Below are 24,478 nucleotides of genomic sequence, written 5' to 3' on the forward strand. Positions count from 1 at the left end.
GCCTCACGTCGGGTTGAATTCGCAAGATTAGCACAGCTTGACTGCAAACCAAATCATTCGCCCAGTGCCAGGCTGGTTCAATTCGGTTGGGGCAGACAAAGGGCAAGGCGCTCGCGCACCTTGCACAAATGCCTTTTTAAGACGCTTGTAAACGCAAATAGAATTTACGTTCGAACCCGATCGTTCTGACGTGTCGCGCTCAGGCGATGCTGACCAGTTCGATGGCGAAGGTCAGGGCTTCACCGGCCAGTGGGTGATTGGCGTCCAGCGTTACCGTTTCCTCGGTCACTTCGGCGATGGTGACCGGAAGCACCTGACCATCCGCGGTCTGCACCTGCAACTGACCACCGACTTCAAGCGGCATATCAGCGGGGATTTCGGCCCGCGGCACAGCTTGAACCGCTTGCGGGTTGGTTTCACCGTAGGCTTGGTCGCAGGGCACTTCGACAACTTTCTTGTCGCCGACCTGCATCCCCGGCAGCGCCGCGTCCAGCCCCGGAATGATCTGGCCGGCATCGACCTGGAATTCCAGCGGATCGCGACCTTCTGAACTGTCGAAAACCGATCCGTCTGCCAAAGTGCCGGTATAGTGAATACGAACGGTGTCGCCCGTTTTAACCTGGGTCATAGAATATCCTGTGATGTGTGGGGGATTGGAAAATGAGGCCGCCGAGTCCAGCAGGCGGGTGCTCTGGATGATTGGGCAAGCGTAACCGCAGCCGACCACGATTGCAAATCGACCCGCCTTCCCGCCTTGTGACCAGCCGAAATGGCGCAGGCCGCAGGGTTGTAGATATACGTAAAACTCCGACCTTTCCCTGACCTGTCAGAAGTGCAAACCTTGCTGCAAGGAGGAAATCTCGATGACAATCACCACATGCGTTTTTGACGCCTACGGTACTCTGTTCGATGTCGCGGCTGCGGCACGTCAGGCCGCAGCCGAACCCGGACGCGAAAAATTGGCCGAGGTCTGGCCGAAACTAGCCGAGCATTGGCGCCTGAAACAGCTGCAATACAGTTGGATACGCGCACTGACCGGCAGCCACTGCGATTTTTGGCAAGTCACCCAGGACGGGCTGGATTGGGCGCTGGAAGCCGGCGGATTACAAGGCGATGACGATCTGCGCGAACGGCTGCTGGCGCTTTATTGGCAATTGCAGGCCTATCCTGAAGTGCCAAAGATGTTGTCCGATCTGAAGGCGGCCGGGCTAAACACCGCAATCCTGTCGAATGGATCGCCCGACATGCTGCAAGGCGCGGTCGACAGCGCCGGGATCGGCGATCTGCTCGACGATGTGCTGTCCGTCGAAAGCGTCGGCATCTTCAAACCCGCGCCGATTGTCTATGACCTGGTCGGTCAGCGTTTCGGCTGCGACAATGCTGAGGTTCTTTTTGTATCTTCCAACGGTTGGGATGCGGCATCGGCTTCGGGCTATGGCTTCGCCACGGCCTGGGTGAACCGCGCCGGGGATCCGACGGACCTTTTGCACGCCAAACCTGATCACGTCCTGACCGACCTGACCCAAATTCCAGAACTCGCGAGATCCTGATGCCCAAATTCACCACATCCGACGGCCTGTCGCTGCATTACGAAGACCAGGGACAGGGCCTGCCGGTCCTATGCTTGTCGGGCCTGACCCGCAACGCGCGCGATTTCGATTTCGTCGCCCCGCAATTAGCCGGATACCGAATGATCCGGCTGGATTATCGCGGCCGGGGCCAATCCGATTGGGCCGAAGATTACCTTAGCTACAACGTCCCACGCGAATCCAAGGATGTGCTGGAATTGCTCGATCATCTGGGCATCGACAAGGCGGCGATCATCGGCACTTCGCGCGGCGGGTTGATCGCGATGGGACTGGCGGCGGTGGCTAAGGACCGGCTGCTGGGCGTCTGCCTGAACGATATTGGCCCGGTGCTGGAAACTGGCGGGCTTGATTACATCATGGGTCATCTTGGCCAGCACCCGGAGTTCAAGACATTCGACGAAGCCGCCGCCGCGCGCAAACAGGCGATGGAACCGCTTTTCCCCGGCGTCCCGTTGAACCGTTGGCGCAAGGAAGTCACCCATACCCATGTTGAAACCCCCGAAGGTGTCAGGCTGAATTACGACCCCAAACTGCGCGACGCGGTGATCGAAGCCGGAGCCACCGGCACGGCCGATCTGTGGCCCTATTTCGACGCCATCGCGCCGCTGCCCTGTGCAATCATCCACGGCGGCAATTCCGATCTGCTCAGTTTTGAGACAGTTGCAGGAATGAAGCGGCGAAATCCCAATCTGGTCGTTGCCCATGTGCCCGACCGGGCGCATATTCCGTTTCTCGACGAAGCCGAAGCGCAGGTCGCGCTGTCGGACTGGCTGGAAAAACTGAAACAGGCATGAAGCAATGAATATCGACATGATCGAAGCCGCCGCCAAACGGCTGGAAGGCCATGCCCGGAAGACCCCGCTGCTGTCATCGCCCTTTCTCGATGACATTGCCGGGCGCCGGGTTTTCGTGAAACCCGAATGCCTGCAACATACTGGAAGCTTCAAGTTTCGCGGTGGTTGGTCGGCGCTTTCGGCGCTTGATCCGGAAACCCGCGCCCGTGGCGTGATCGCCTTTTCCAGCGGCAATCATGCGCAGGGCGTGGCCTATGCCGCTGCACAACATGGCGCACCGGCAGTGATCGTGATGCCCTCGGACGCCCCAAAACTGAAAATCGAAAACACCCGCGCTTTGGGGGCAGAAGTGGTGCTTTATGACCGCGCGACCGAAGACCGCGACGCGCTTGGCGCGACACTGGCCGCTGAGCGCGGCCTGACCCTGATCAAGCCCTTCGACGAACCGCAGGTGATTGCGGGTCAGGGAACGGCGGGACTGGAAATTGCCGATCAAGCGGCCGGGCACGGCATCACGAAGGCCGAGGTGCTGATCCCCTGCGGCGGTGGCGGATTGACGTCGGGTGTGGCGCTGGCGTTGGAAAAACATGCCCCCGACATGGTGGCACGGCCTTGCGAACCCGTAGGGTTCGACGACGTCAAACGTTCAATCGCCAGCGGTCATATCGAACGCAATCCACGACTGACAGGATCGATCTGTGACGCGATCATTACGCCACAGCCGGGCGATATGACCTTCCCGATCATGCAGCGGCTTTGCGGCAACGGTATCGCGGTCAGCGACGAAGACTGTCTGCGCGCTATGGCGCTGGCTTTTTTACGGCTGAAAATCGTAATCGAACCCGGCGGTGCGGCGGCATTGGCAGCGGTGCTGTTTCACGGCGACGAAATCGAAACAGACACGGTGATCGCCATCGCCTCGGGTGGCAATGTCGATCCGGCCATGTTCATCAAGGCGTTGCAGGATTTCGCCTGATCGAAACTGCCGCGATCAAACAGCGGTCTATCGGGAATAAAAACGCGCCCCGGCTTGATCGCAAAGCCGTTTCGCGATTGTCTTGGTTAAAGCCTTTGTTGACGCAGACAGACCCCCTTTTAACAGGCCACATTCCCATGACCAATTTCACCATCGCCAGTTTCAACATCAAAAACCTGATCGGTGCCAATCAGGAATATTACCAGTTCCAGACCTACACACCCGAAGAATACGCCTGGAAACTCGATTGGGTTGCAGATCAGATCCTGACTATGGATGCCGATATCGTCGGGTTTCAGGAAGTGTTCGAAGAAGACGCCCTGCGCGACGTGATCGAAGAAGCCGATATCAGGGGCGAAGCCTATAACGCCGCCGTCATCCCCGATGCATCGAAACGGTATCACAAAAAGGCGATTTTCCGGAAACTGGGCTACACGCCTTACCGTGATGCCGCATTGGCCTTTGCCCCCAACAGCAACGATAACGACCTGCCGGGACAACGCCGCCCCGGAGTTGCCATCCTGTCGCGCATGGGCTTTGCTGATCGCCCCGAGATCATTCAGGATCTTGATGATCCGCTCGTCATCCCATTTCGCGAATTGACCGGCGAAGATGCGGGGCATTACACGATTTCCCGCCTGTCGCGCCCGATCCTCAAGGTCCGGGTGCCGGTCGGCCGTGAGGTGATCACCGTTTTTTGCAGTCATTTCAAATCGAAGCTGGGCGAATTTGTCAAACGTCCTGGTGCGCCCTTCGCACCCGAAGCGGACCTGACCCGGTACGACCCAGCCGGCCGCGCCATAGGGAGCCTGCGCAGCGCGCTGCGCCGGATGGCCGAAGCCTGGGTGCTGCGCCGCGCCATTCTGGCGGAATTGGACAAGGGCCGCCCGGTGATCGCGCTTGGCGACTTCAACGACGGTGAACATTCGGTCAGTTCCGAAATCGTGTCCGGCGAAACCCCGTTCATCAACTATAGCTGGATGCTGCGCCACAATGCGCAGCATGAAACCGATCGCTATTCCCACGAAGAAGCCAAGCGCATCAATGACGCGGTCGAACGTGTGCGGCTGCATTCCGCGGAAAAGCTGTTCGTGCGCAAATCCATGCGCGACATGGTCTATACGGCGGCCTTTGGCGGTGTTTATGAATCCATCGACCAGATTTTCCTCAGCCGCCATTTCCATCCCGATTACAAGAAACGGATCGGCGAAATGAAATATTTCAGCACCTTCAACGATCACATCACCGACGGGTCACACCCCGAAGCACCCTATAACAAGCTCGCCTCGGACCACGGACAGATCATGGCGCATATCCGGCTGGGGGTTGAAGACAAGTAGGCACACCGCGCCCTATTGTCCCTTTGACCCCGGCACGGTTTTCTCCGACCTTCCTGCAACCCGATCACGACAAGGACGCCCCCATGAACATCTCCGATCTTGGAGACATCAAGCTCCATTACCGCGAAGATGGCGACCCGAACGGTGCGCCCATCGTCTTTGCCAATTCGCTGGGCACCGACTTACGGCTCTGGGACAAGGTGGTTCACCTGCTGCCAGCGGGGCTGCGCATCATCCGCTATGACAAACGCGGCCACGGGCTCAGCGATTGCCCGCCCGGTCCCTATTCCATGGGCACGCTGGTGCGCGACACGGAAAAGCTGCTCGATCAGTTGAACGTCAAGGGGGCCGTTTTCGTTGGCTTGTCCATCGGCGGCATGATCGCGCAGGGGTTGGCGGTCAAGCGGCTTGATCAGGTGCGCGCACTGGTTCTGTCCAACACGGCGGCCAAGATCGGCCAGCCCGAAATGTGGCAAGACCGGATCGCCGCAACCCGGCAAAACGGGATCGAGGCGCTGGCCGATGCCACGATGGAACGCTGGTTTTCCCGCCCCTTCCGCGAAAGCAATGAACTGACCGCGTGGCGCAACATGATGGTCCGGCAACCAATCGAAGGCTATATCGGCTGTTGCGCCGCAATTTCAGGCACCGATTTCTATACCCCCACCAGCGGTTTGCGCCTTCCCGTGCTTGGCATTGCAGGGTCCGAAGACGGATCAACCCCTCCTGATCTGGTGCGCGAAACGGTGGATCTGGTCCCCGGATCGAAATTCCATCTGATCCGCAAGGCCGGCCACCTGCCCTGTGTCGAACGGCCAGAGGAATACGCCACCGCTCTGACCGGATTTCTGCGCGACATCAGACACATCTGAACCGATGCCCATACGGGGCCGCACCCGATCAAAGCCGGAACAAACCGCCCGGCGCTTCGGCGGTCACCGGCGCGCCGCAACTGCGGGCCATATGCCAGACCAGCGCCTGATTGCTGCTGATCACCGGCAAGCCAAGACGGTTTTCCAGATCATCGATAATGTCGAAGGTGCGCAAGTTGGTGCAGGACAGAAACACCGCTTCCACGCCGTCCGCCCGGCCCGCTTGCATCGCTGCGGCGTGGATCGATTGCGGGTCGATCCGCGCCACCCGTGCCTCGATGTCTTCACCGAAGGAAATCGTGTCCCGCACGTCGAAGCCATGCGCCCCGAACGTCATGGAAATGGCATCGGCGACCGACGCGATATAAGGGGAAACGATGGCGATGGACCGGGCCTTGACCACCTGCAACGCGGCGACGCTGGCGGTTAACGGATTGCTGACCGCACGGGTATTTGCGCTGCCGGTAACAAGGGACGTGACCTTTTGCGCCCCGATCAGGGTGGTCCCCGAGGTGCAGGCATAGCCAACGGCATCGAATTGGGCACTCGGCGGTAGCAATGCGGCGGCCCGTGGTAATTCGGCCTCCATCGCGGCAATCGTACCCGGGGTCAATTCAGCCCCCGACGGGATGCGCGACATATGAAGCGCCACGTCAGGCACCGCAAAAGCCCGGCGAAAATCCTGCTCCACCGTTTCATCGACCTGCAGCACGATCAGGCCAAGCGTTGCCTTGGCACCAATCGGGCCAGTCAAACGGTAGGGGAAAGACGTCATCAGTGAATCTCCGGCAAATCAGGCTGGGTGCGTGTCGACAGCAATTCTGCCCCGTCCGCTCGCAGCACGAGGTTTTCCTCGTGGACCATGATCTTTCCCGGCTCGATTTCGACACCGGGTTCCAGCGTCAATACCATGCCTTCGCGCAACACCGTGTCATCTTTTGCGGTGACAGATGGCCATTCGGTCAATGTCAGCCCCAACCCGTGACCCAAGCGGCCCCCGCCGGGCGTCGCCCCGTGTGCCCGCAACGCCCCAGTCAAAACGCCATGCAAATCAAGCGCCGTCATGCCCGGGCGCAGCTCCGCCAGCGCGGTATCGGTCGCAGCAAACAGCGCGGCATGGGCCCGGCGTGCGCCATCATCGGCGCGTCCAATCGCATAATTGCGGTCGAAATCGCAGAAATACCCATCACGCACCGCCCCGGTGTCGAGCATCAGAACATCGCCCAAGGCAAGTGGCTGCGGCCCGGCCGGTGAAATCACGTCACCATATCCGCCCGGACCGGCACCACCCGCGACGTAGCTCACCCAATCGGCACCTTCCTGCAACAGCGCGATCTGGAAATCGCGGAACACCAAATCAAGCGGCCGCCCCGCCCCGGAGAATTCGGGGACGCGGGCAAAGGCACGGTCTGCGACGCCACAGATCACACGAATTTTTTCAATCTCGGCCTCGGATTTCACTTCCCGCACTCGTTGCACTGTATCGGTCGCATCAACAAAACGACGCGGCGCGATGCGTGCACCCACCCGCGCGTAATCGGCCAGCGGCATCCGCAGATGGGTTTCAAGCTGCATCGGCACCCCGATACAGCCTGTTTCCGGCACCAGACCGGCCAGCGTATCAGCCAATAGGGAGACACCATCGTCTTCTGGGTTCGGGGCGTCCCAAGTGCGAATATCCGTCACCCAGCAGCGCCGCATCAGATCGGCACCGATCGCCGGGATCACCGCGATAGGTCGCCCCGAGGCCGGAACGATGATGAACCACGGTCGCGCCGGACTTTCCCAAAACCGGGTCAAAAACCCGGTGACATAAAAGACATCCGCAGGCGTTGTCAGCAAAAGCGCGTCCTGCCCGGCGGCCTGCATCCGCCGTTGCAACCGTTCAACCCGCAGCCGGTATTCCGCTGTGGGAAAAATCAGCAATGGCTCAGCCATCTTCGGGGCCTTCGCTCAGGATGGTGAGAACCCGGGCCTCGGGTGCCAATGGCGGGCGCGCAGCGAACAACGCCGCCAAACCGGCCCCACCGGACGGGGTCGTAGGCAATCCGTTTTCGGCCAGCCGGGCAACCGCCGTTTCAGCCTCGGCTTCGCTGATCGTCACGAACATGTCAGCATCGCGCGCCAGCTCCGCCAGCGCGATCATCGACGGGGTCTTGCAATCCAATCGCCCCATCGACGACACCGGTCCTTCTGTGGTGATCAACCGCCCGGCACGGATGCTTTCGATCAATGCCGGGGCGGCATCGGGTTCGACAACGATAACAACCGGATCATCCCCCCAAACGGCCCGCGCATATGCAGCAACCGCCGCCGCCAATCCACCAACACCTGCCTGCAGGAAAATATGGGTGGGGATTGTGTCGATCTGTGCCGCCGTTTCGGCAGCAAGTTGCAGATACCCTTCCATAACCCGGCTTGGCAGATCTTCGTAACCGGGCCATGAACTGTCCGACAGTAGGGTCCAACCTTGGTCCTCTGCCGCCGCTGCCGCCGCGTTCATGCTGGCTTCATAGGTTGCCCCGGCACGCATCACGTCCGCCCCTTTTGCCCGCAATCGGTCGGCAAAGGCTTCGGGCACGGTTTCGGCCAGGTAAATAACCGCCCTAGCCCCGAACACCCGCGCGCCTGCGGCAACAGACAGACCGTGATTTCCCGCGCTCGCCGTCACGAAGACCCGCCCGGCAAGCGCCTGTTTCCAATCGCCGTTCCGAACCACCCCGGCTGCTTCCCGCGCGATGGCATACGCCGCGCCAAGCGCCTTGAAACTGCCCAGTCCCATGCGGTCCCGTTCGTCCTTGATATACAGTTTGGCAATGCCCAGTTGCGCCGCCAGGTCTGGCTGGTCCAGCAACGCGGTTTGTCCATGCACCGGGCACAGGGACAGCAATTCGCCAACCGCCGTTGCGTCGCTCATTGGAAACCGGGTCGCGCCTTGAAGGCCGCTGCCGCGAAACGGGTTTTCAAGAAGAGCAGGCATGGTCGGTAATCCCTCGCTTTTCCTTAGCCTTAGCAGCGGGTCCTGCCCTCGGCCAAACGTTTTATGGAATATCGGTTGAACTGGTCCCGATCCTTCTCCAAGCTTACCGGTGGAGACATGGCCGCATAACGTGGCTATGCTGCAAGACATGTCAGACCGCGCGGGACCATCGGCAACCCTGCCGGGACACTGGTGTGCACAGCTGATCTTTGAACGCAACAAAATTTCCGGAGCCTTATAATGCGTATTCGACTGGGATGCCGATTGTCTTTCTGGCTGCCGCAACCGACCCCGATGATCATGCTGCTCAACGTCCATTATTCCCGCGCCAGCGATCTGGAACGGCCCGACCTTCTGGTCACCGATCCGCCAGTCCCGATCGAGGCTTACCGTGATGGCTTTGGCAACTGGTGCAGCAGGTTGATCGCCCCCGCAGGCCTGTTCACGGTTTCAACCGATGGGGTTCTCAACGATGCCGGGCTTTCAGACCCGGTCGATCAATCCGCAGAACAACAGCCGGTCGAACAGCTTCCCAGCGATGTGCTGCCGTTTTTGCTGGCCAGCCGGTACTGCGAAAGCGACGTTCTTTCGGATTTCGCCTGGAACCGTTTCAACCATGAACCGCTTGGCTGGGCCCGCGTCCAGGCGGTGTGCGACTTCGTCCACAATCATGTCCAGTTCGGTTATGAACAATCGCGACCGACCCGGACAGCGGTAGAGACATTGAACGAAGGCGTCGGTGTTTGCCGGGATTTCACCCATCTGGCGGTCGCGTTGTGCCGCTGTCTCAACATCCCGACAAGGTACTGCACCGGATATATAAGTGACATTGGGCAACCACAGACCCACGCCGCAATGGATTTTGCCGCCTGGATGGAGGTGTATCTTGGCGGCAAGTGGTGGGTGTTCGATCCGCGCAACAACGATACCCGCTTTGGACGCGTCCTGATCGCACGCGGGCGTGATGCCGCCGATGTGCCGTTGACCCATAGTTTCGGTCAACATGACCTCAGGGGGTTCGAAGTGTGGATCAATGAGATCGAAGATGAGGCCGATCCTTCTTCAGGACAGCGCCAACCGCTCTGAGCGGTCAAGGACTGAAGATGGGATTTTGCGCCTTATTCAAAAGGCCCCAGGACGTGCTGTATCAAGGCTGTTCGCTAAGTCGATGAAGGGTTGATACAATTTGCGCGGCGGGATCTCTCCCGCCGCGCACAATCCTGAACAAAGCTTACAGCTTTGCTCGTTACTTTTGCAGCCCTTACGGCCCAGCGAAAATTTTGCCCTGCATCTTGCCGCTTACCAATGCCTGACGTTCGTTCGACGCTTCGAATTCTCTGACCTCGGCGCGGGCCACGACCTGATGATGCACTTCGTCCGGTCCATCGGCGAAACGCAGCGTGCGCTGTCCGGTATACATGCCCGACAGTGGCGTCCATTGCGACAGACCAGTCGCGCCATGCACTTGCATCGCCGCATCGATAATTTCGCAGGCCTTTTCGGGCACCATTGCCTTGATCATCGACACCCAGATACGGGCTTCCTTGTTGCCCAGCGTATCCATTGCCTTGGCGGCTTTCAGAACCATCAGGCGCATTGCTTCGATATCGATCCGGGCGCGGCTGATGGTTTCCATGTTCTTGCCCAGATCGACGATCCGCTTACCAAAGGCTTCACGGCTGACACCGCGAGCAATCAGCATTTCCAGCGCGCTTTCGGCGGCACCGATCGAGCGCATGCAATGGTGAATCCGACCCGGTCCCAATCGGACCTGACTGATCTCGAAGCCACGACCTTCGCCCCACAGGATATTTTCCTCGGGCACGCGCACATTGGTGAACCGGATATGCATATGGCCGTGCGGCGCATCATCATGTCCGAACACATGCATCGGGCCAACGATTTCCACGCCGGGCGTGTCAACAGGCACCAAGATTTGGCTTTGCTGCTTGAACGTTTCGGCATCGGGCGACGTCTTGGCCATCACAATCATGATCTTGCAACGCGGATCACCGGCACCTGAAATGTAATATTTTTCGCCGTTGATCACCCATTCGCCGTTTTCCAGAACCGCGCTGGTGGAAATGTTGCGCGCATCAGAAGACGCGACATTGGGTTCGGTCATGGCAAACGCCGACCGGATTTCACCTGCCAGCAGCGGCTTCAGCCACTTTTCCTTCTGCGCAGGCGTCCCGACACGTTCCAACACTTCCATATTGCCGGTATCGGGCGCCGAACAGTTCAGGGTCTCCGGTGCCAGCGGGCTTTTGCCTAACTCGGCGGCGATATAGGCATAATCGAGATTGGACAGACCTTCACCGGTTTCCGCATTGGGCAGGAAGAAATTCCACAGCCCGGCGTCGCGTGCCTTTTGTTTGGCCCCTTCCAGCAGTTCCAACTGACCCGGAGCATAGGACCAGCGATCTGCCCGGCCTTCGCCGAGAGCATAGAATTCATTGGTGATAGGGTCGACGTTTTCCTGAATATGCTTGACCACACCATCCAGCAAAGGCCGGGCTTTTTCGGACATTTCCAGATTGTTCATATTGTCTGTGGATTGTACCATTCAGATCTCCAGTGTCAGCATCGGCGGCTTCAGCCTCCGATGGATTTGCGAATATATCAGTTGCGGGTTTGCGGTCGCGATCCTGGCGCAACATGATCCAGTCCGGACCAAGCCCTTTGGCGCACCACATTCCTGCGCGAGGATCGCATTCAACCTTCCCTCCCATCGGATCGCTTACCGAAACTCCGGCACTGCATATTGATGCGCCAACTGTGTTTCGGGCTTTGATCCTCGACGCCATATTGCCCCAAACCGTACTGTTTATGAAATTTATTTTGATAATTGAAATCATTCACAATGGTGATAGTACCTCACGATGAACAACCTGACCGGAATACTGCTCAAAATTTCATGGAATACCCCGTGAACGGACTTTGTTCCGCTGCATATCACGGGCATTTCAATCGTGCAGAGTCACCGGCAAATCCTTGATCAGATCAAACAGCCAGACAATCGCGGCGTCACCGTTAGAACGCACATGCCGATGCAACTTGATCTCCATCGGGGCAAGGTCAATGGGCAACTGTAGCACTTCGAGGTTCAGCGCCCGCGCCCATCCCGCAGTCACCGTGACCGCAAGGTCGGAATTTTGCACCAATCTATTGACCGCAAGATAACTTTGAAGCTGAAAAATAATATTTCTTTTCAATCGCATACGACGAAGCGCAATATCAACCGCGCCCCGCCCCCGTGGTCGGCCCGACACATGCACGTGGCCCAGCGCCAAATAACTGTCCAGGGTGAATTCATCGTGCAAGACAGGGTGACCTTTGCGTACTGCGCAGACAAACTTTTCCGAACGCAGGGTGTGGCTGATCAGGTCGGCATTGTCATTGAGCGGAATATCAATCGCCAGATCGACATGGCCACGCTCCAACGAAGGACGCAGTTCCGCGCGCGGCACCCGGAAACTGTGCAGCGTTGTCGAAGGTGCTTCTTTTTGCAATGCGCGACCGATCAGCGGTAGAAAGGTCGCCTCGTTGAAATCCAACATGCTGATCTGGAATCGCCGGTCACTGGCGGCAGGATTGAAAAATACCGCTGGCTGAGCCGCGATCTGCAACGATTGCAACGCTTCTGCGACCCGGTCGGCAATGCTTTCGGCAAAGGCAGTAGGCTGCATGCCGCTGCTGGTGCGAATAAACAGTGGATCCTTGAAATTGGTTCGCAGCCGCGCCAGCGCATTGCTTACCGCAGGCTGAGTGATCGACAATCGGTCAGCCGCGCGGGTCAGATTGCGTTCGGCATAGATTGTATCGAAGACAACAAACAGATTGAGGTCGATCTGCGTCAGTTTCACCCGGCCGGCTCCATTAATTCCATGAATGAACCTTATCTATCGGGTAAATATGAGTGATGCTAGCACTGTGCGCAAAATCGACGGCCCGGTTGCCCCCACCCGCCCGTTCCGGCTTTGAAATTGATGCCGGAGATCAATTGCCACGCACTGAATCGCAAGATAGCGTCGCCCCCAAACAACCAAAGGATCAACGATGACCACCGCACCGCACCTGTTTCAGCCGCTGACCCTGCGCGGGATCACGACTCGCAACCGCGTCGTGATTTCCCCGATGTGCCAGTATTCGGCGCATGACGGACATATGGAAGATTGGCATTTGGCGCATCTGGGTCGCTTCGCGATGGGTGGGGCCGGGATTATCTTCACCGAAGCCACGGCAGTCCAAAAACGGGGCCGGATCACCCACGGATGCCCCGGCTTGTGGACCGATAGCCAAATCACCGGTCATGCCCGCATTACCCAATTCGCATTGCGCAACGGGGCTATCCCGGCCATCCAACTGGGACATGCAGGCCCCAAAGGTGGCATGCAGCGCCCATGGTTCGGAAACGGTCCTTTGGATGAGGCTGACATCGCGCGGGGGGACATGCCGTGGACACCGGCAGGCCCGTCTGCTGTACCCGTCGCCAAAGGTTGGCCGGTTCCGCATGCGCTGACCGAGGCTGATATCGACGCGTTGCTGGATGACTATGCCGCGGCTGCGGTGCGTGCGCTTGCCGCCGGGTACAAGATCGCGGAAATCCACGGCGCGCATGGCTATCTGATTCACAGTTTCCTGTCGCCGCTTTCGAACCAGCGCACAGATGCCTATGGCGGTGACCTGTCCGGGCGGATGCGGCTGGCGCTGGACGTTGCGGAAAGGGTGCGAACGATCTGGCCCGACGATCTGCCGCTGTTTTTCCGCACCTCTGCCGTGGACGGACATCCGGATGGCTGGACGCTTGACGATACCGTCGTTCTGGCCCGCGAACTTCGCCGTATCGGGGTCGATGTGATGGACTGTTCGTCCAGCGGAATTGCGGGATCGGCGACCTCCTCAACGGGACAGAAACGTCAACCGGGTTTTCAAGTCGGCTATGCCGAACGGGTGCGTCAAGATGCCGAGATGACCACCATGGCCGTCGGGTTGATCACCCATCCGCAGCAGGCCGAAAACATTCTGACCCAAGGAAGTGCGGATCTGATCGCCATCGGCCGCGAAGCGCTTGTCGATCCGAACTGGGCGCTTAACGCGGCGCGTGATCTGGGGCATGACGCAACGTTTGAAACCTGGCCCGAACAGTCGGGTTGGTGGCTGGCAGGCCGACAAAGGACATCTGATTTTTATGTGCACGAGGACAGCGTCAAATCCTGAGCCGCAACGGTTCAGACTTCAGTGATCCGGTTCCAGGAACCGCGATAATCGCCAGACATTTTGGGCCTGCCATCCATCGATGGCAGGCCCAAAATTGTTTATTCCGACCGATAATCCTGATCGATAATTAGCAAGATCAAGGATGTAGCGACCGATCAGGTTGGCAGACCTTCAAGCGCAGCACCCAACTTTTCCAGAAGTTCATCAATCTGGGCCTCGTCGATGATCATCGGCGGGCACAGGCCGATCGTTTCATAAATATTACGCACGATCAGACCCTGCTCTGCGGCAAGTTTAGAAGCCGTCGCAGCGATATACCCCGCCGGTTCATAACTTTTCTTGGTCGCTTTGTCGGCCACCAGTTCGATCCCGGCGATCAGGCCGACACCGCGAACTTCACCCACCATCGGATGATCCGAAAATTTACGCAGTCCCGACTGGAACTTGTCCTCGAGCCGGGCGACGTTGCCCATCAGATCTTGTTCTTCGATGATCTTGATGTTTTCCAATGCGACCGCACAGGCCACCGGGTTGCCCCCGGCGGTAAAGCCATGCCCCAAAGTGCCCAATTGTTCGGTGTAATCGGCAATCACCTGATAAACCTCGTCCGTCATCAGGATCGCTGCCAGGGGCATATAGGACGACGTCAACTGCTTCGACGTCACCAGGATATCGGGTTTGAAACCATAGCGTTCACAGCCAAAGGGTTTGCCGGTACGGCCGAACCCGTTGATCACCTCATCCGACACAATCAGGATATCGTATTTCCGGCAAAGCGCTTCGATACCCGGCCAATAACCTTCGGGCGGGGTCATCACACCACCCGCGCCCATCACCGGTTCACCAATAAAGGCGGCGATGGTTTCGGGGCCTTCGGCAAGGATTGTTTCCTCAGCTTCTTTCAACAAACGCGCGGTAAATTCCGCCTCGGTCTCGCCGTCTTCGGCCCAGCGATAGTAGTGCGGACAGGTCAGATGAACGACCGGGATCGCGGGTAGGTCGAAGCCTTTCTGGTTACCCGGCAGACCAGTCAAAGAGCCAGAGGCGACGGTAATGCCGTGATAGGCCTTGTTGCGCGACAGAAACTTTTTCTTTTCCGGGCGGCCCAGCATGTTGTTCATGAACCAGACGAATTTGACCACGGTGTCATTCGCCTCGGAGCCAGAGTTGGTATAGAAAACCTTGGTCAGATGTTCCGGCGTGATTTCCACCAGCTTTTCCGACAGCAGAATGCCCGGCGCATGCGCTTTATGGGCGAAGTTCTGATAGTAGGGCAGCTCGGCCATCTGCTTGGCCGCTGCTTCGACCAGACGCGGTTGCGAAAAGCCGACGCCGACCGACCACAGCCCGGCGAGCCCTTCGAGATATTTTTTGCCCTCGCTATCATAGACATAGCACCCGTCACCTTTGGTGATGATCATCGGACCCTGCTTTTCGTGAACGCGGGCATTGGTGTAGGGGTGCAGTTGATAGGCGATATCAGTTTCTTGCAGCGAATTTGAACGAGTGGTCATCAGGATCTCCGGTTTCTCGGTGGCAAGGTGCAGCGTTTGCGAAAGAGTTATTTTCTCCCGGTGTATCCGGAAAGAAATGCGGTAAGTGAAGTGCTCAGATCAGGTGAGAGATATCCCCCCTCCTGAATCAAAACGGTTGGCAGACCCGCCCCGGCAATCATGCTGCCAGCCCGGGTGAACCCGTCGAAGGTAACTTGCAGCCCCTTGAGCGGATCATTTTCGTGTGCGTCCAGCCCAAGGGCGACGACAAGCGCATCTGGCGCAAATTCTGCGATACGGTCAAGGGCGGTCGCGATCGTGTCACACCATCCGTCATCCGAGGTCGAGCGCGCCAGCGGCATGTTGACGTTGAACCCTTCGCCCGCACCAGCCCCGGCTTCATTCGCATAACCGACAAAGAACGGATAATAATCTTCGGGCGTTGCGTGGATCGAAATCGTCAACACGTCGCCGCGTTCGTAAAAAATGTCCTGTGTCCCGTTACCGTGATGGACGTCGATATCCAGCACGGCGACCTTGCGATTTTTTGTCCGCAGCGTTTCCACAGCGGTGGCGGTGTTGTTCACGATGCAATGACCTGCAGCCACGTCAGCCGAACTGTGATGCCCCGGCGGGCGGCACAGGCCATAAGCCGCATCCGCGCCCTGCAACACGGCCTGCGCCGCAGCATAAGCCGTGGCCGCCCCGGCCAATGCCGCTTCCCAGCTATGTTCACCGATCGGGGCCGAGGTGTCGCCAAGGTGCCAACCCGCCTTTCCCAGAATATGGCTGGGATAGGTTTTGACCTTGTTCAAGGCATGGACGTTAGGGACAACTTCCTTACCGGCATTCGGCAAAGTCTGCCATTCGTCCCATGCCGTTTCCATGAATTGCAGGAACCGCTGGGTATGGACTTTTTCGAGTATGTCGCGAGGGACATCCGCTGCGGGTTCTTCGGTGGCGAAACCCAGCTTCGCCAGCCCAGCCAGAAGCAAATGTGCGCGCTCTGCCTGTTCGGCATTCTGCGCAACCACACCGGCAGAGAGACGAAAAACCGGATCATGTAATTCGGTAGAGGCTGCATAAAAACATTTCATATGTCAGAGCTTTCTTCATCCGTTGCAAAGGATTTGGTAACGACTTCACGTGCGACGCCGATGTGATAGTCAATCGCGTCTACAGCCGCAGTACTGTCACGCGCTTCGATCGCGGCCAGAATGGGTTCATGGGTTTCCGCCAACTTTCGAGGATCATCGTACAGACGTCCGATCACTAAAAGGCCCAATTTTGTTTCATTGGCAATCTGCTCAAAGACCTGCAAATAGCGCGGGTTCCCCGACCCTTCGCAAATCAGGCGGTGAAACTGAAGGTCGGCATTCACATGCGTGATCATGTCGGTGGCTTTGCCGGCTAGACGATGAAGTCTGCTCAACTGCGCCTTGAGACCGGGAAGCGCCGCTTCGGCATTGGCTTCAACCAGCCGGGCGATGGCGGCGGATTCAATCACGATCCGAAGCTCATACAGGTTATCCATCGTTGCTGCCGACACGGTATGCACAAAAAAACCGCGGTTTGTTTTGTAGTCGACAAGGCCAGAGCTTTCCAACAAGCGCAGCGCCTCGCGAACCGGCGCGCGGCTCAGGTCCATCTGTCGGGCGATGGTGGATTCGGCCAGTCGATCCCCAGGAGAAAGCCGCCCCGACAGGATCGCTTCGACCAGCGAACCTGCGACTTGATTGACCAATCCATCCCGGCTCAGAGGTGAAAAGCCCCCCGCTTGGTCATGCAAACCTTTGTCGCCCTTGCCCATATACGGCCCCTAGTTGGCACAATTATTAGCGCATTTTCATTTTTGACTATCTCAGTATTTGTCGATTGTCGACAATTACCTTGACTCTACAGCGCAACGCCCTTTTGCTGACCTCAACAAAGCGAATGGGGCAAAGAATGACCGATAAAGTAGCAGGCCGACGTCCGCAGCCGGGTCGAAACGATGACACGCCAAGCGGCCAGAGCGTGGCCGGAGCGATGAAACCCCATTCCATCGGCGGGCAATCCGCCGCAACAACATCTCCAGCGGAATATGACGAGGCGGCGCTGCGCCACGATCTGGCCGCCGCGTACAGAATGATCGCCCTCATGGGAATGGATGACAGCATCTACACCCATATCTCTGCCCGTTTGGCCGATGGCCCGGATGGTCAGAAACGGTTCTTGTTGAACCCGTTTGGTTTGCGCTTCGATGAAGTCACGGCCTCGACCCTCGTAACCATCGACGAATTGGGAAACGTTCTGGATGATCCTTACGGTGCGGGGGTGAATGCTGCTGGATTTACGATCCATTCCGCGGTTCACATGGCCCGCCATGATGCAACCTGCGTACTGCATACCCATACCGTTGCCGGCGTCGCCATCAGTTCGGTCAAAGAAGGCCTGCTGCCGCTCAATCAATGGTCCGCTCAGTTCCACGGTGCCATCGCCTATCACGATTACGAAGGCATTGCACTGGATCTGGACGAACGCAGCCGGATCGTTTCCGACCTTGGCGCCAAGAACGTAATGTTCCTGCGCAATCACGGTGTTCTGGTCTGTGGCCGCACCATTGCCGAAGCTGTGCGGTTGGCTCTCAACCTTGAACGATCCTGCAAGGCACAGATTGCGGCCCTGTCGATGGGATTGACGCCCGCCCCTCTGTCCGACAACGTGGCTGCACATACAGCGGGACAATATGCCAGCTCATATGACGAGATCATCCGATCTGGCAATGACCCCGAATGGATGGCCATGCTGCGGCTTCTGGACGGCAAAACGCCCGGTTATGCCGCGTGATGCCACGGCCTGACCGCGACCAATAACCAACAATAGTGCGTGCAAACACGCACACCTCATCACCCAAATCAAAGAAACAGGGATGAAGACATGAAGTATTTTAAGCTCACAACCTTTCTGGTTGCAGCCGCTTTCGCGCAAAGCGTATCGGCTCAAACCGATGGTGGCCGCCTCGACGTAGTAATCCAGCCCGAACCGCCTGGGCTGATGCTGGGTTTGGTGCAAAACGGCCCGACCCAGATGGTTGCCGGTCAGCTTTACGAAGGTCTGCTGCGCTACAACTCCGATCTGGAGCCGCAGCCTTCGCTGGCCAAAAGCTGGGAAATTGCCGAAGACGGCATGACCTACACCTTCCACCTGAACGAAGGTGTGACATGGCATGACGGCGAACCCTTCACCTCGGCTGATGTGCTGTTCACAACTGAATTCCTCAAGGACAGTCACGCCCGCTTCCGCGCGTCGTTCAGCCATGTGGAAAGCATTGAAACACCTGACGATCTGACCGTGGTCATCCACATGAAGGAACCTTACGGCCCCTTCATCAACGCTTTCGAAACCGGCTCGATGCCGATCGTGCCGAAACACATCTATGAAGGCACCGACTACGCGACCAACCCGATGAACGCGACCCCCATCGGAACCGGCCCTTTCAAGTTCAAGGAATGGGTCAAGGGCAGTTATATCCATCTGGTCAAGAACGATGACTACTACCTCGATGGCCTGCCGCACCTGGACGAAGTGTATTACCGCGTGGTTCCTGATGCCGCCGCGCGCGCAGTGGCCTTTGAAACCGGTGAAGTCGACGTGTTGCCCGGCGGCGCCGTCGAAAACTGGGACGTCAAGCGCCTGACCGAAATGGAAGATGTCTGCTCGACCTCGGCGGGCTGGGAATTCTTCGCACCCCATGCCTGGATGTGGCTGAACAACCGCGAAGGCCCGACCGCCGACAAGCGGTTCCGCCAAGCCGTGATGTTCGGGCTGGATCGTGAATTCGTGAAAGACGTGGTTTGGAACGGTTTCGGCACCGTGCCCACGGGTCCGGTTTCGACCAAGACCAACTTCTATTCCGATGACGTACCAATGTATCCGCATGACCCGGAAAAGGCCAAGGCACTGTTGGCTGACATGGGTTATGACGGCACACCCGTCCGCCTGCTGCCGCTACCCTATGGCGAAACCTGGCAACGATGGGCCGAAGCGGTCAAACAGAACCTTGGCGAAGTCGGCATCGTCGTCGAAATCGAATCTGCCGATGTTGCCGGCTGGAATGAAAAGACGGCCAATTGGGATTACGATATGGCCTTCACCTATCTTTACCAATACGGCGATCCGGCCTTGGGCGTGTCGCGCAACTATACCATGAGTCAGATCAAGAAAGGCAGCCCGTGGAACAACGTCGAAGGGTATGAAAATCCCGAACTCGACAAAAAATGGGACGCCGCCGCAGTTGAACCCGACTTGGCAAAACGGGCCGCGCTCTACAACGAAATCCAGAAAGAGATCGTCGAAGATGTGCCCGTTGCCTGGCTGCTCGAAATCGAATTCCCGACGATCTATCGTTGCAACGTCAAGAACCTGATCACCACCGGTGTCGGGCTCAACAACGGCCTGCGCGACGCCTGGATCGAAGAGTAATCGAAAGGCGCGGGGCTGGAATTCCAGCCCCGCGCTTTAGCACAGACACAATAATGCGGCCACGGCGGACAAAGCACCCCTGGCCGTCCCGCCGGACAAAGGACGACCAATGACCATTGTCGGACCCGTTCTAGGACGTTTGTTCAAGGCAGTATTGACGCTACTTGCCATCGCGATCCTGAACTTTTTTCTCATTCACGCCGCCCCGGGCGACCCTGCCGCAGTACTGGCTGGCGAAGCGGGTGCTGCTGACGAACAGATGATTGCCGATCTGCGGGCCCAGTTCGGTCTGGACCAACCTTTTTACATCCAGCTCGGAACTTATGTTGGAAACGTGCTGACGCTTGATCTTGGCTATTCGTTCCGACAAGGCGCACCGGTGCTGGATCTTATCCTTGACCGGCTGCCTGCCACACTCATCCTGACATTGACGGCCTTCGGTATCTCGCTGACCTTAGGGATCATGCTGGGCGTGGCTGCTTCGGCGCGGGTGGGCAAACCTGCCGACAGCCTGCTGACCGGCTTTGCGCTGATCTTTTACGCCACGCCGCTTTACTGGGCGGCGCTGATGGCGGTGCTGGTGTTCTCGGTGCAACTCGGCTGGCTGCCCGGGTTTGGCTATGAAACCGTTGGCGCAGACTATACCGGGCTGCAACGGGTTGGGGACATCCTGTCCCATCTGGTCCTGCCCGCCCTGACGCTGGGGCTTTTCTTCATGGCGGTCTATATGCGCATGACGCGGGCGTCGATGCTGGAAGTCGCGCAACAGGATTTCGTCAAAACCGCGCGAGCCAAGGGCCTGTCCCCGTCGGTGATCCGTCGCCGCCATATCCTGCGCAACGCGCTTTTACCCGTCGTTACATTGGCCGGTCTGCAGGCAGGACAACTGATCGGCGGCGCAGTGCTGACCGAAACGGTGTTCGCCTGGCCGGGCATCGGACGGCTGATGTTCGAAAGCCTCGCAGCGCGGGACTACAACACCATTCTTGGCGTGTTTCTGGTGTCTGCCGCGATGGTAATCCTGTTCAACATCGTGACCGACATCGTTTACGGCCTGATCGATCCACGCATCCGGCATACGGCCTGAGGAGACAAACATGAGCTTCTGGAAACGCTTTGCCAGAAATCGCGGCGCAGTCTTCGGGCTGGTCCTGTTGCTGGCCGTCATCATCATCGCGCTGATTGCGCCGATGATTTACCCACGCGGCCCCTGGCCAATGGTCCAACGCCCCTTTCTCGCACCATATGCCGTTGACGGCTTGCCGCTTGGCACCGACACGCTGGGCCGGAACGTGGCTGCCGGGCTTGTTTATGGTGCGCAGGTTTCCTTGCTGGTCGGGTTGATTTCGACGGTCATGGCCCTGTTAATCGGTGTGCCGCTGGGTGCGGTGGCGGGATTTTATGGTGGTTGGCTGGACGAAGGTGCGATGCGCTTTACAGAATTCTTTCAAACCATCCCGAACTTTGCTCTGGCCATCGTGCTTGTGGCCATTCTTGAACCGTCATTGACATCGATCACCCTGTCGATTGCCATCGTCAGTTGGCCCCCGGTGGCGCGGCTCGTCCGGGCCGAGGTCATGTCAGTGTCCAAGCGCGAATATGTCGATGCCGCCCGCCTGGCCGGTCTTTCGAATCTGCGCATCCTTGTGGGGCAAGTCCTGCCCAACACCGTTTCGCCGATCATCGTCATGGCGTCCTTGATGGTCGCAACCGCAATCTTGCTTGAAAGTTCGCTATCATTCCTTGGTCTTGGCGACCCCAATATCATGTCATGGGGATATCAGATCGGCGCGGCGCGCACCGTGATCCGGTCGGCCTGGTGGCTCAGTTTCTTCCCCGGCCTTGCCATCGTGTTGACCGTTCTGGCGCTGAACCTGATCGGTGAAGGGTTGAACGACGCCTTGAATCCCCACCTGTCACGGAAGGGACGCACATGACCAATCCAGTTCTTTCGATCGAGCATCTCAGCATCAAGCTTCCCGACGGGGCGGATCGGCAATTCGCCGTGGACGATTGCAGCTATACGCTCGACAAGGGTGAAATCCTTTGCGTTGTTGGTGAAAGCGGTTCGGGCAAGTCGATGACGGCCAATGCCCTGATGGGCCTTCTGCCCGAAGGGGTGAGCGTCGGTGCGGGCCGCGCTGTTTTCGAAGGCAAGAACATCCTGCGCCAAACCGAAGCGGAAAGCCAAGATCTGCGCGGTGCCAAGATCGCAATGATCTTTCAGGAACCGATGACAGCGCTCAATCCGCTCATGCGGATTGGCGACCAGATCAGCGAAGTGTTCGAAGCCCACAAGCGACATACACCGTCGGAACGGCGCAAACGGGCGCTGGATCTGGTGCGCGAGGTCGACTTGCCCGACCCGGAAAAAATCATCCGTGCCTATCCGTTCCAACTCTCGGGCGGGCAACGTCAGCGGGCAATGATCGCGATGGCGCTGGCGCTTGAACCGCAGATCTTGATCGCGGACGAACCGACAACGGCGCTCGACGTGACAACACAGGCCCAGATCCTCAAACTGATCCTCGACCTACGCAAAAAGCGTGACATGGCGGTGATATTCATCACCCATGATTTCGGTGTCGTGGCCGAAATCGCCGATAAGGTGCTTGTCATGCGCTACGGGAAAATCGTTGAACGGGGCACTACCGATGCGGTGCTGAAAACCCCGCAACACGATTATACCAAGCACCTTTTGGCTGCCATCCCGTCGGGGCTGGTCCCGCAAAATGCTGAGGTGCAGAATTCTCCGGCACTGGAAATAAAGGCGCTGAATAAGGTTTTCCGCACCGGTGGCGGCTTCATGAAACCGCACCGCGAAGTGCGCGCCATCGACAATATTTCGCTGTCCATCGCCAAGGGTGAAGTCTTGGGGCTGGTAGGCGAATCCGGTTCGGGGAAATCCACATTGGGCCGGGCGGTGGTCCGGTTGGTGACGCCGGATAGCGGCCAAATCCTCGTTGGTGGCAGCGATATGGCCGCGCTCAGCGAAACCGAATTGCGCCGTGCGCGTTACAAGGTTCAAATGGTGTTTCAGGACCCTTATGCGTCGCTCAACCCACGGCACAAGATCCTGCGCGCACTGACGGATGGCCCCATCGCCAAGGCGGTGCCCAAAGAACAGGCCCGTGCCCGCGCGCACGAATTGATGGAAATCGTCGGTCTTGGCGCAGACGCGGTGGATCGCTTCCCGCACGAATTTTCTGGCGGACAACGGCAACGTATCGGGATCGCCCGCGCATTGGCCATGGACCCGGATCTGATCATCGCAGACGAAGCCGTTTCGGCCCTCGACGTGTCGATTCAGGCGCAGGTTCTGGATCTGCTCCGCGATCTTCGCAGCAAGCTGAACTTATCGATCCTCTTCATCACCCATGACCTGCGCGTTGCTGCCCAGCTTTGCGACCGCATCGCCGTCATGCAAAAAGGCAAGCTCGTCGAAATCGGGCCGGTGTCCGACGTGTTCCTGAACCCGCAGGATGACTATACCAAGCGCCTGCTCGCCGCTGTACCGGGGGGCGGTTGGGGTCTTGCCGAGGCGGCCTTGACATGATCAAGGACCGGCGTTCCGGCATTGTCGCCACCTGTTCTGCACTGGATTTGATGGCGCTATATGAACAGCCCTTTCTCGAATTCGCACCTGAAATAGACCTGATACCGCCAGAAGCGGTTTCAGTCCCGGAAGCCGTCGAATATGTGCTGACCTGGAAACCCGAAGATGATGCCTTTGTGCCCTATCCCAATCTGCGCGCGGTGTTTTCCATCGCCGCAGGGATCGACGGGATACTGGAATGTCCCTCATTGCCCGATGTGCCGGTGTTCCGGGTCGAAGATCCGGATCAAGCGCAACAGATGGCAGGCTTCGCCGCCTTTCACGTGGTTTGGCACCATCGCGACATGGGGGCCTATTTGAAAGCCCAGAAAAGCCACAGTTGGCAGCGCGATGTGGGCAAGCAATCCCCCCGGCACAAACGTATCGGGATCATGGGGTTTGGCCTGATGGGGCGCGCCATCGGAAAAGGGCTGACCGCGCTGGGATATGACGTGACGACCCTTTCACGCCGTCCCCCCACGCCCGCCGAACCGGGCATGCGCCACATGACCACCGACCAAACGCAATCGTTTCTGGCTGGCACGGATATCCTGATCAATGTCATGCCACTAACCCCGGAAACCCAAGGCATTCTGAACCGCGACCTCTTTGCGGCGCTGCCCAAAGGTGCTGTTTTGATCCAGATGGGGCGCGGCGCGCAATTGATCGAGTCCGATCTGCTGGATGCCCTCGAAAGCGGGCAGATTTCAGGCGCGTCACTTGACGTGTTCGGGACCGAACCGTTGCCGCCTGAAAGCCCGCTTTGGGATCATCCGAAGCTTTTCCTGACCCCGCATGTGGCCAGCACACCCGAAGCAGCAGCCGTCGTCCGTTCGGTGCGGGCGGGACTTTCTACGCTCTCGCAAAACGGTTTAACAGACTAGTTCTGCTCTGATCGCCTACTTGGAAATGATCAAAGGGTGATTAATTTTCACCAGCGTCTCCTTTTACTCGGCCTCGCCTCTCACCATCTGTTTGGAGTGGAAGGATTGCGCAGCTCGGCATCTGATCTGAAACAAGGTTAAAGTTCAGGCAAATGTTAGAGTAACGTGAGGATATGCAGACACGCGATCCATCCCAATTTGTGCGTAGAGCCGCGCCCGAACAGTTCCGACGGTGCCTTGAAATTTTGGCGTCGCTACAGTCGTAGAAAGA

At 58.3% G+C, this 24,478-nt stretch carries 22 protein-coding genes; 13 read left to right on the top strand and 9 right to left on the bottom strand.

The window, feature by feature from the left end:
• Window positions 1–199: 199 nt before the first annotated feature.
• A complete protein-coding gene (locus tag TG4357_RS10345; protein WP_058262822.1) occupies window positions 200–628 on the bottom strand; it encodes an FKBP-type peptidyl-prolyl cis-trans isomerase in 429 nt (142 codons plus the stop codon).
• Window positions 629–863: 235 nt separating this feature from the next.
• On the opposite strand from TG4357_RS10345, the gene TG4357_RS10350 reads away from it, so the two are divergent.
• From TG4357_RS10350 to pcaD, 5 genes are all read left to right on the top strand, one after another.
• Complete coding sequence (locus tag TG4357_RS10350) at window positions 864–1,550, top strand: haloacid dehalogenase type II (RefSeq protein ID WP_058262823.1); 687 nt, start codon at window positions 864–866, stop codon at window positions 1,548–1,550.
• Window positions 1,550–2,383, top strand: coding sequence for an alpha/beta fold hydrolase (locus TG4357_RS10355; protein ID WP_058262824.1), 834 nt, complete (start codon window positions 1,550–1,552; stop codon window positions 2,381–2,383). The genes TG4357_RS10350 and TG4357_RS10355 overlap by 1 nt, the downstream gene beginning before the upstream one ends.
• A gap of 4 nt (window positions 2,384–2,387) precedes the next feature.
• On the top strand, window positions 2,388–3,359 hold the full coding sequence (locus tag TG4357_RS10360; protein WP_058262825.1) for a threonine ammonia-lyase: 972 nt from the start codon (window positions 2,388–2,390) through the stop codon (window positions 3,357–3,359).
• A gap of 137 nt (window positions 3,360–3,496) precedes the next feature.
• Window positions 3,497–4,699 (top strand): endonuclease/exonuclease/phosphatase family protein, encoded by a 1,203-nt coding sequence (locus TG4357_RS10365; protein ID WP_058262826.1) that lies wholly within the window; start codon window positions 3,497–3,499, stop codon window positions 4,697–4,699.
• 83 nt (window positions 4,700–4,782) lie between these two features.
• Window positions 4,783–5,571, top strand: a complete 789-nt coding sequence (gene pcaD / locus TG4357_RS10370; RefSeq protein WP_058262993.1) for a 3-oxoadipate enol-lactonase — start codon at window positions 4,783–4,785, stop codon at window positions 5,569–5,571.
• A 28-nt stretch (window positions 5,572–5,599) separates the two neighbouring features.
• Here pcaD and TG4357_RS10375 read toward each other — a convergent pair whose 3' ends face one another.
• Genes TG4357_RS10375 through TG4357_RS10385 form a run of 3 tightly spaced genes read right to left on the bottom strand, consistent with a single transcriptional unit; the run spans window position 5,600 to window position 8,551 of the window.
• Window positions 5,600–6,346, bottom strand: coding sequence for a maleate cis-trans isomerase family protein (locus TG4357_RS10375; RefSeq protein ID WP_058262827.1), 747 nt, complete (start codon window positions 6,344–6,346; stop codon window positions 5,600–5,602).
• Entirely contained in the window at window positions 6,346–7,509 is a 1,164-nt protein-coding gene (locus TG4357_RS10380) for a M24 family metallopeptidase (RefSeq protein ID WP_058262828.1), read from the bottom strand. Before TG4357_RS10380 ends, TG4357_RS10375 begins: the two co-directional genes overlap by 1 nt.
• Window positions 7,502–8,551, bottom strand: a complete 1,050-nt coding sequence (locus TG4357_RS10385; RefSeq protein ID WP_058262829.1) for a pyridoxal-phosphate dependent enzyme — start codon at window positions 8,549–8,551, stop codon at window positions 7,502–7,504. Before TG4357_RS10385 ends, TG4357_RS10380 begins: the two co-directional genes overlap by 8 nt.
• A gap of 240 nt (window positions 8,552–8,791) precedes the next feature.
• Between TG4357_RS10385 and TG4357_RS10390 the strand changes: the two genes are divergently transcribed.
• Window positions 8,792–9,637 (top strand): transglutaminase-like domain-containing protein, encoded by an 846-nt coding sequence (locus TG4357_RS10390; protein ID WP_058262830.1) that lies wholly within the window; start codon window positions 8,792–8,794, stop codon window positions 9,635–9,637.
• Window positions 9,638–9,812: 175 nt separating this feature from the next.
• Here TG4357_RS10390 and TG4357_RS10395 read toward each other — a convergent pair whose 3' ends face one another.
• The gene (locus TG4357_RS10395) at window positions 9,813–11,096 is read right to left on the bottom strand and encodes an acyl-CoA dehydrogenase family protein (protein ID WP_058262994.1); all 1,284 of its coding nucleotides are present in this window, start codon (window positions 11,094–11,096) and stop codon (window positions 9,813–9,815) included.
• A gap of 421 nt (window positions 11,097–11,517) precedes the next feature.
• Window positions 11,518–12,417 (bottom strand): LysR family transcriptional regulator, encoded by a 900-nt coding sequence (locus TG4357_RS10400; RefSeq protein ID WP_058262831.1) that lies wholly within the window; start codon window positions 12,415–12,417, stop codon window positions 11,518–11,520.
• 193 nt (window positions 12,418–12,610) lie between these two features.
• On the opposite strand from TG4357_RS10400, the gene TG4357_RS10405 reads away from it, so the two are divergent.
• Entirely contained in the window at window positions 12,611–13,771 is a 1,161-nt protein-coding gene (locus TG4357_RS10405; RefSeq protein ID WP_058262832.1) for an NADH:flavin oxidoreductase/NADH oxidase, read from the top strand.
• Window positions 13,772–13,926: 155 nt separating this feature from the next.
• On the opposite strand, the gene TG4357_RS10410 is transcribed toward TG4357_RS10405, so the two are convergent.
• Genes TG4357_RS10410 through TG4357_RS10420 form a run of 3 tightly spaced genes read right to left on the bottom strand, consistent with a single transcriptional unit; the run spans window position 13,927 to window position 17,074 of the window.
• A complete protein-coding gene (locus TG4357_RS10410; RefSeq protein ID WP_058262833.1) occupies window positions 13,927–15,285 on the bottom strand; it encodes an aspartate aminotransferase family protein in 1,359 nt (452 codons plus the stop codon).
• A 47-nt stretch (window positions 15,286–15,332) separates the two neighbouring features.
• Complete coding sequence (locus TG4357_RS10415; protein ID WP_058262834.1) at window positions 15,333–16,361, bottom strand: histone deacetylase family protein; 1,029 nt, start codon at window positions 16,359–16,361, stop codon at window positions 15,333–15,335.
• Window positions 16,358–17,074, bottom strand: coding sequence for a GntR family transcriptional regulator (locus tag TG4357_RS10420; protein ID WP_058262835.1), 717 nt, complete (start codon window positions 17,072–17,074; stop codon window positions 16,358–16,360). Before TG4357_RS10420 ends, TG4357_RS10415 begins: the two co-directional genes overlap by 4 nt.
• Before the next feature lie 137 nt (window positions 17,075–17,211).
• Here TG4357_RS10420 and TG4357_RS10425 point away from each other — a divergent pair, with 137 nt between their 5' ends.
• From TG4357_RS10425 to TG4357_RS10450, 6 genes are all read left to right on the top strand, one after another.
• The gene (locus TG4357_RS10425) at window positions 17,212–18,093 is read left to right on the top strand and encodes a class II aldolase/adducin family protein (protein ID WP_233487478.1); all 882 of its coding nucleotides are present in this window, start codon (window positions 17,212–17,214) and stop codon (window positions 18,091–18,093) included.
• A gap of 90 nt (window positions 18,094–18,183) precedes the next feature.
• Window positions 18,184–19,728, top strand: coding sequence for an ABC transporter substrate-binding protein (locus tag TG4357_RS10430; RefSeq protein ID WP_058262837.1), 1,545 nt, complete (start codon window positions 18,184–18,186; stop codon window positions 19,726–19,728).
• 109 nt (window positions 19,729–19,837) lie between these two features.
• Window positions 19,838–20,815, top strand: a complete 978-nt coding sequence (locus TG4357_RS10435) for an ABC transporter permease (RefSeq protein ID WP_058262838.1) — start codon at window positions 19,838–19,840, stop codon at window positions 20,813–20,815.
• A 10-nt stretch (window positions 20,816–20,825) separates the two neighbouring features.
• Window positions 20,826–21,665 carry an ABC transporter permease gene (locus TG4357_RS10440; RefSeq protein WP_058262839.1) on the top strand — a complete coding sequence of 280 codons (840 nt, stop codon included), beginning with the start codon at window positions 20,826–20,828 and terminating at the stop codon, window positions 21,663–21,665.
• A complete protein-coding gene (locus TG4357_RS10445) occupies window positions 21,662–23,284 on the top strand; it encodes an ABC transporter ATP-binding protein (protein ID WP_058262840.1) in 1,623 nt (540 codons plus the stop codon). Before TG4357_RS10440 ends, TG4357_RS10445 begins: the two co-directional genes overlap by 4 nt.
• On the top strand, window positions 23,281–24,207 hold the full coding sequence (locus TG4357_RS10450) for a 2-hydroxyacid dehydrogenase (protein ID WP_058262841.1): 927 nt from the start codon (window positions 23,281–23,283) through the stop codon (window positions 24,205–24,207). The genes TG4357_RS10445 and TG4357_RS10450 overlap by 4 nt, the downstream gene beginning before the upstream one ends.
• Window positions 24,208–24,478: the final 271 nt, after the last annotated feature.

This window comes from Thalassovita gelatinovora (genome assembly GCF_001458355.1).
Classification (GTDB): domain Bacteria; phylum Pseudomonadota; class Alphaproteobacteria; order Rhodobacterales; family Rhodobacteraceae; genus Thalassobius; species Thalassobius gelatinovorus.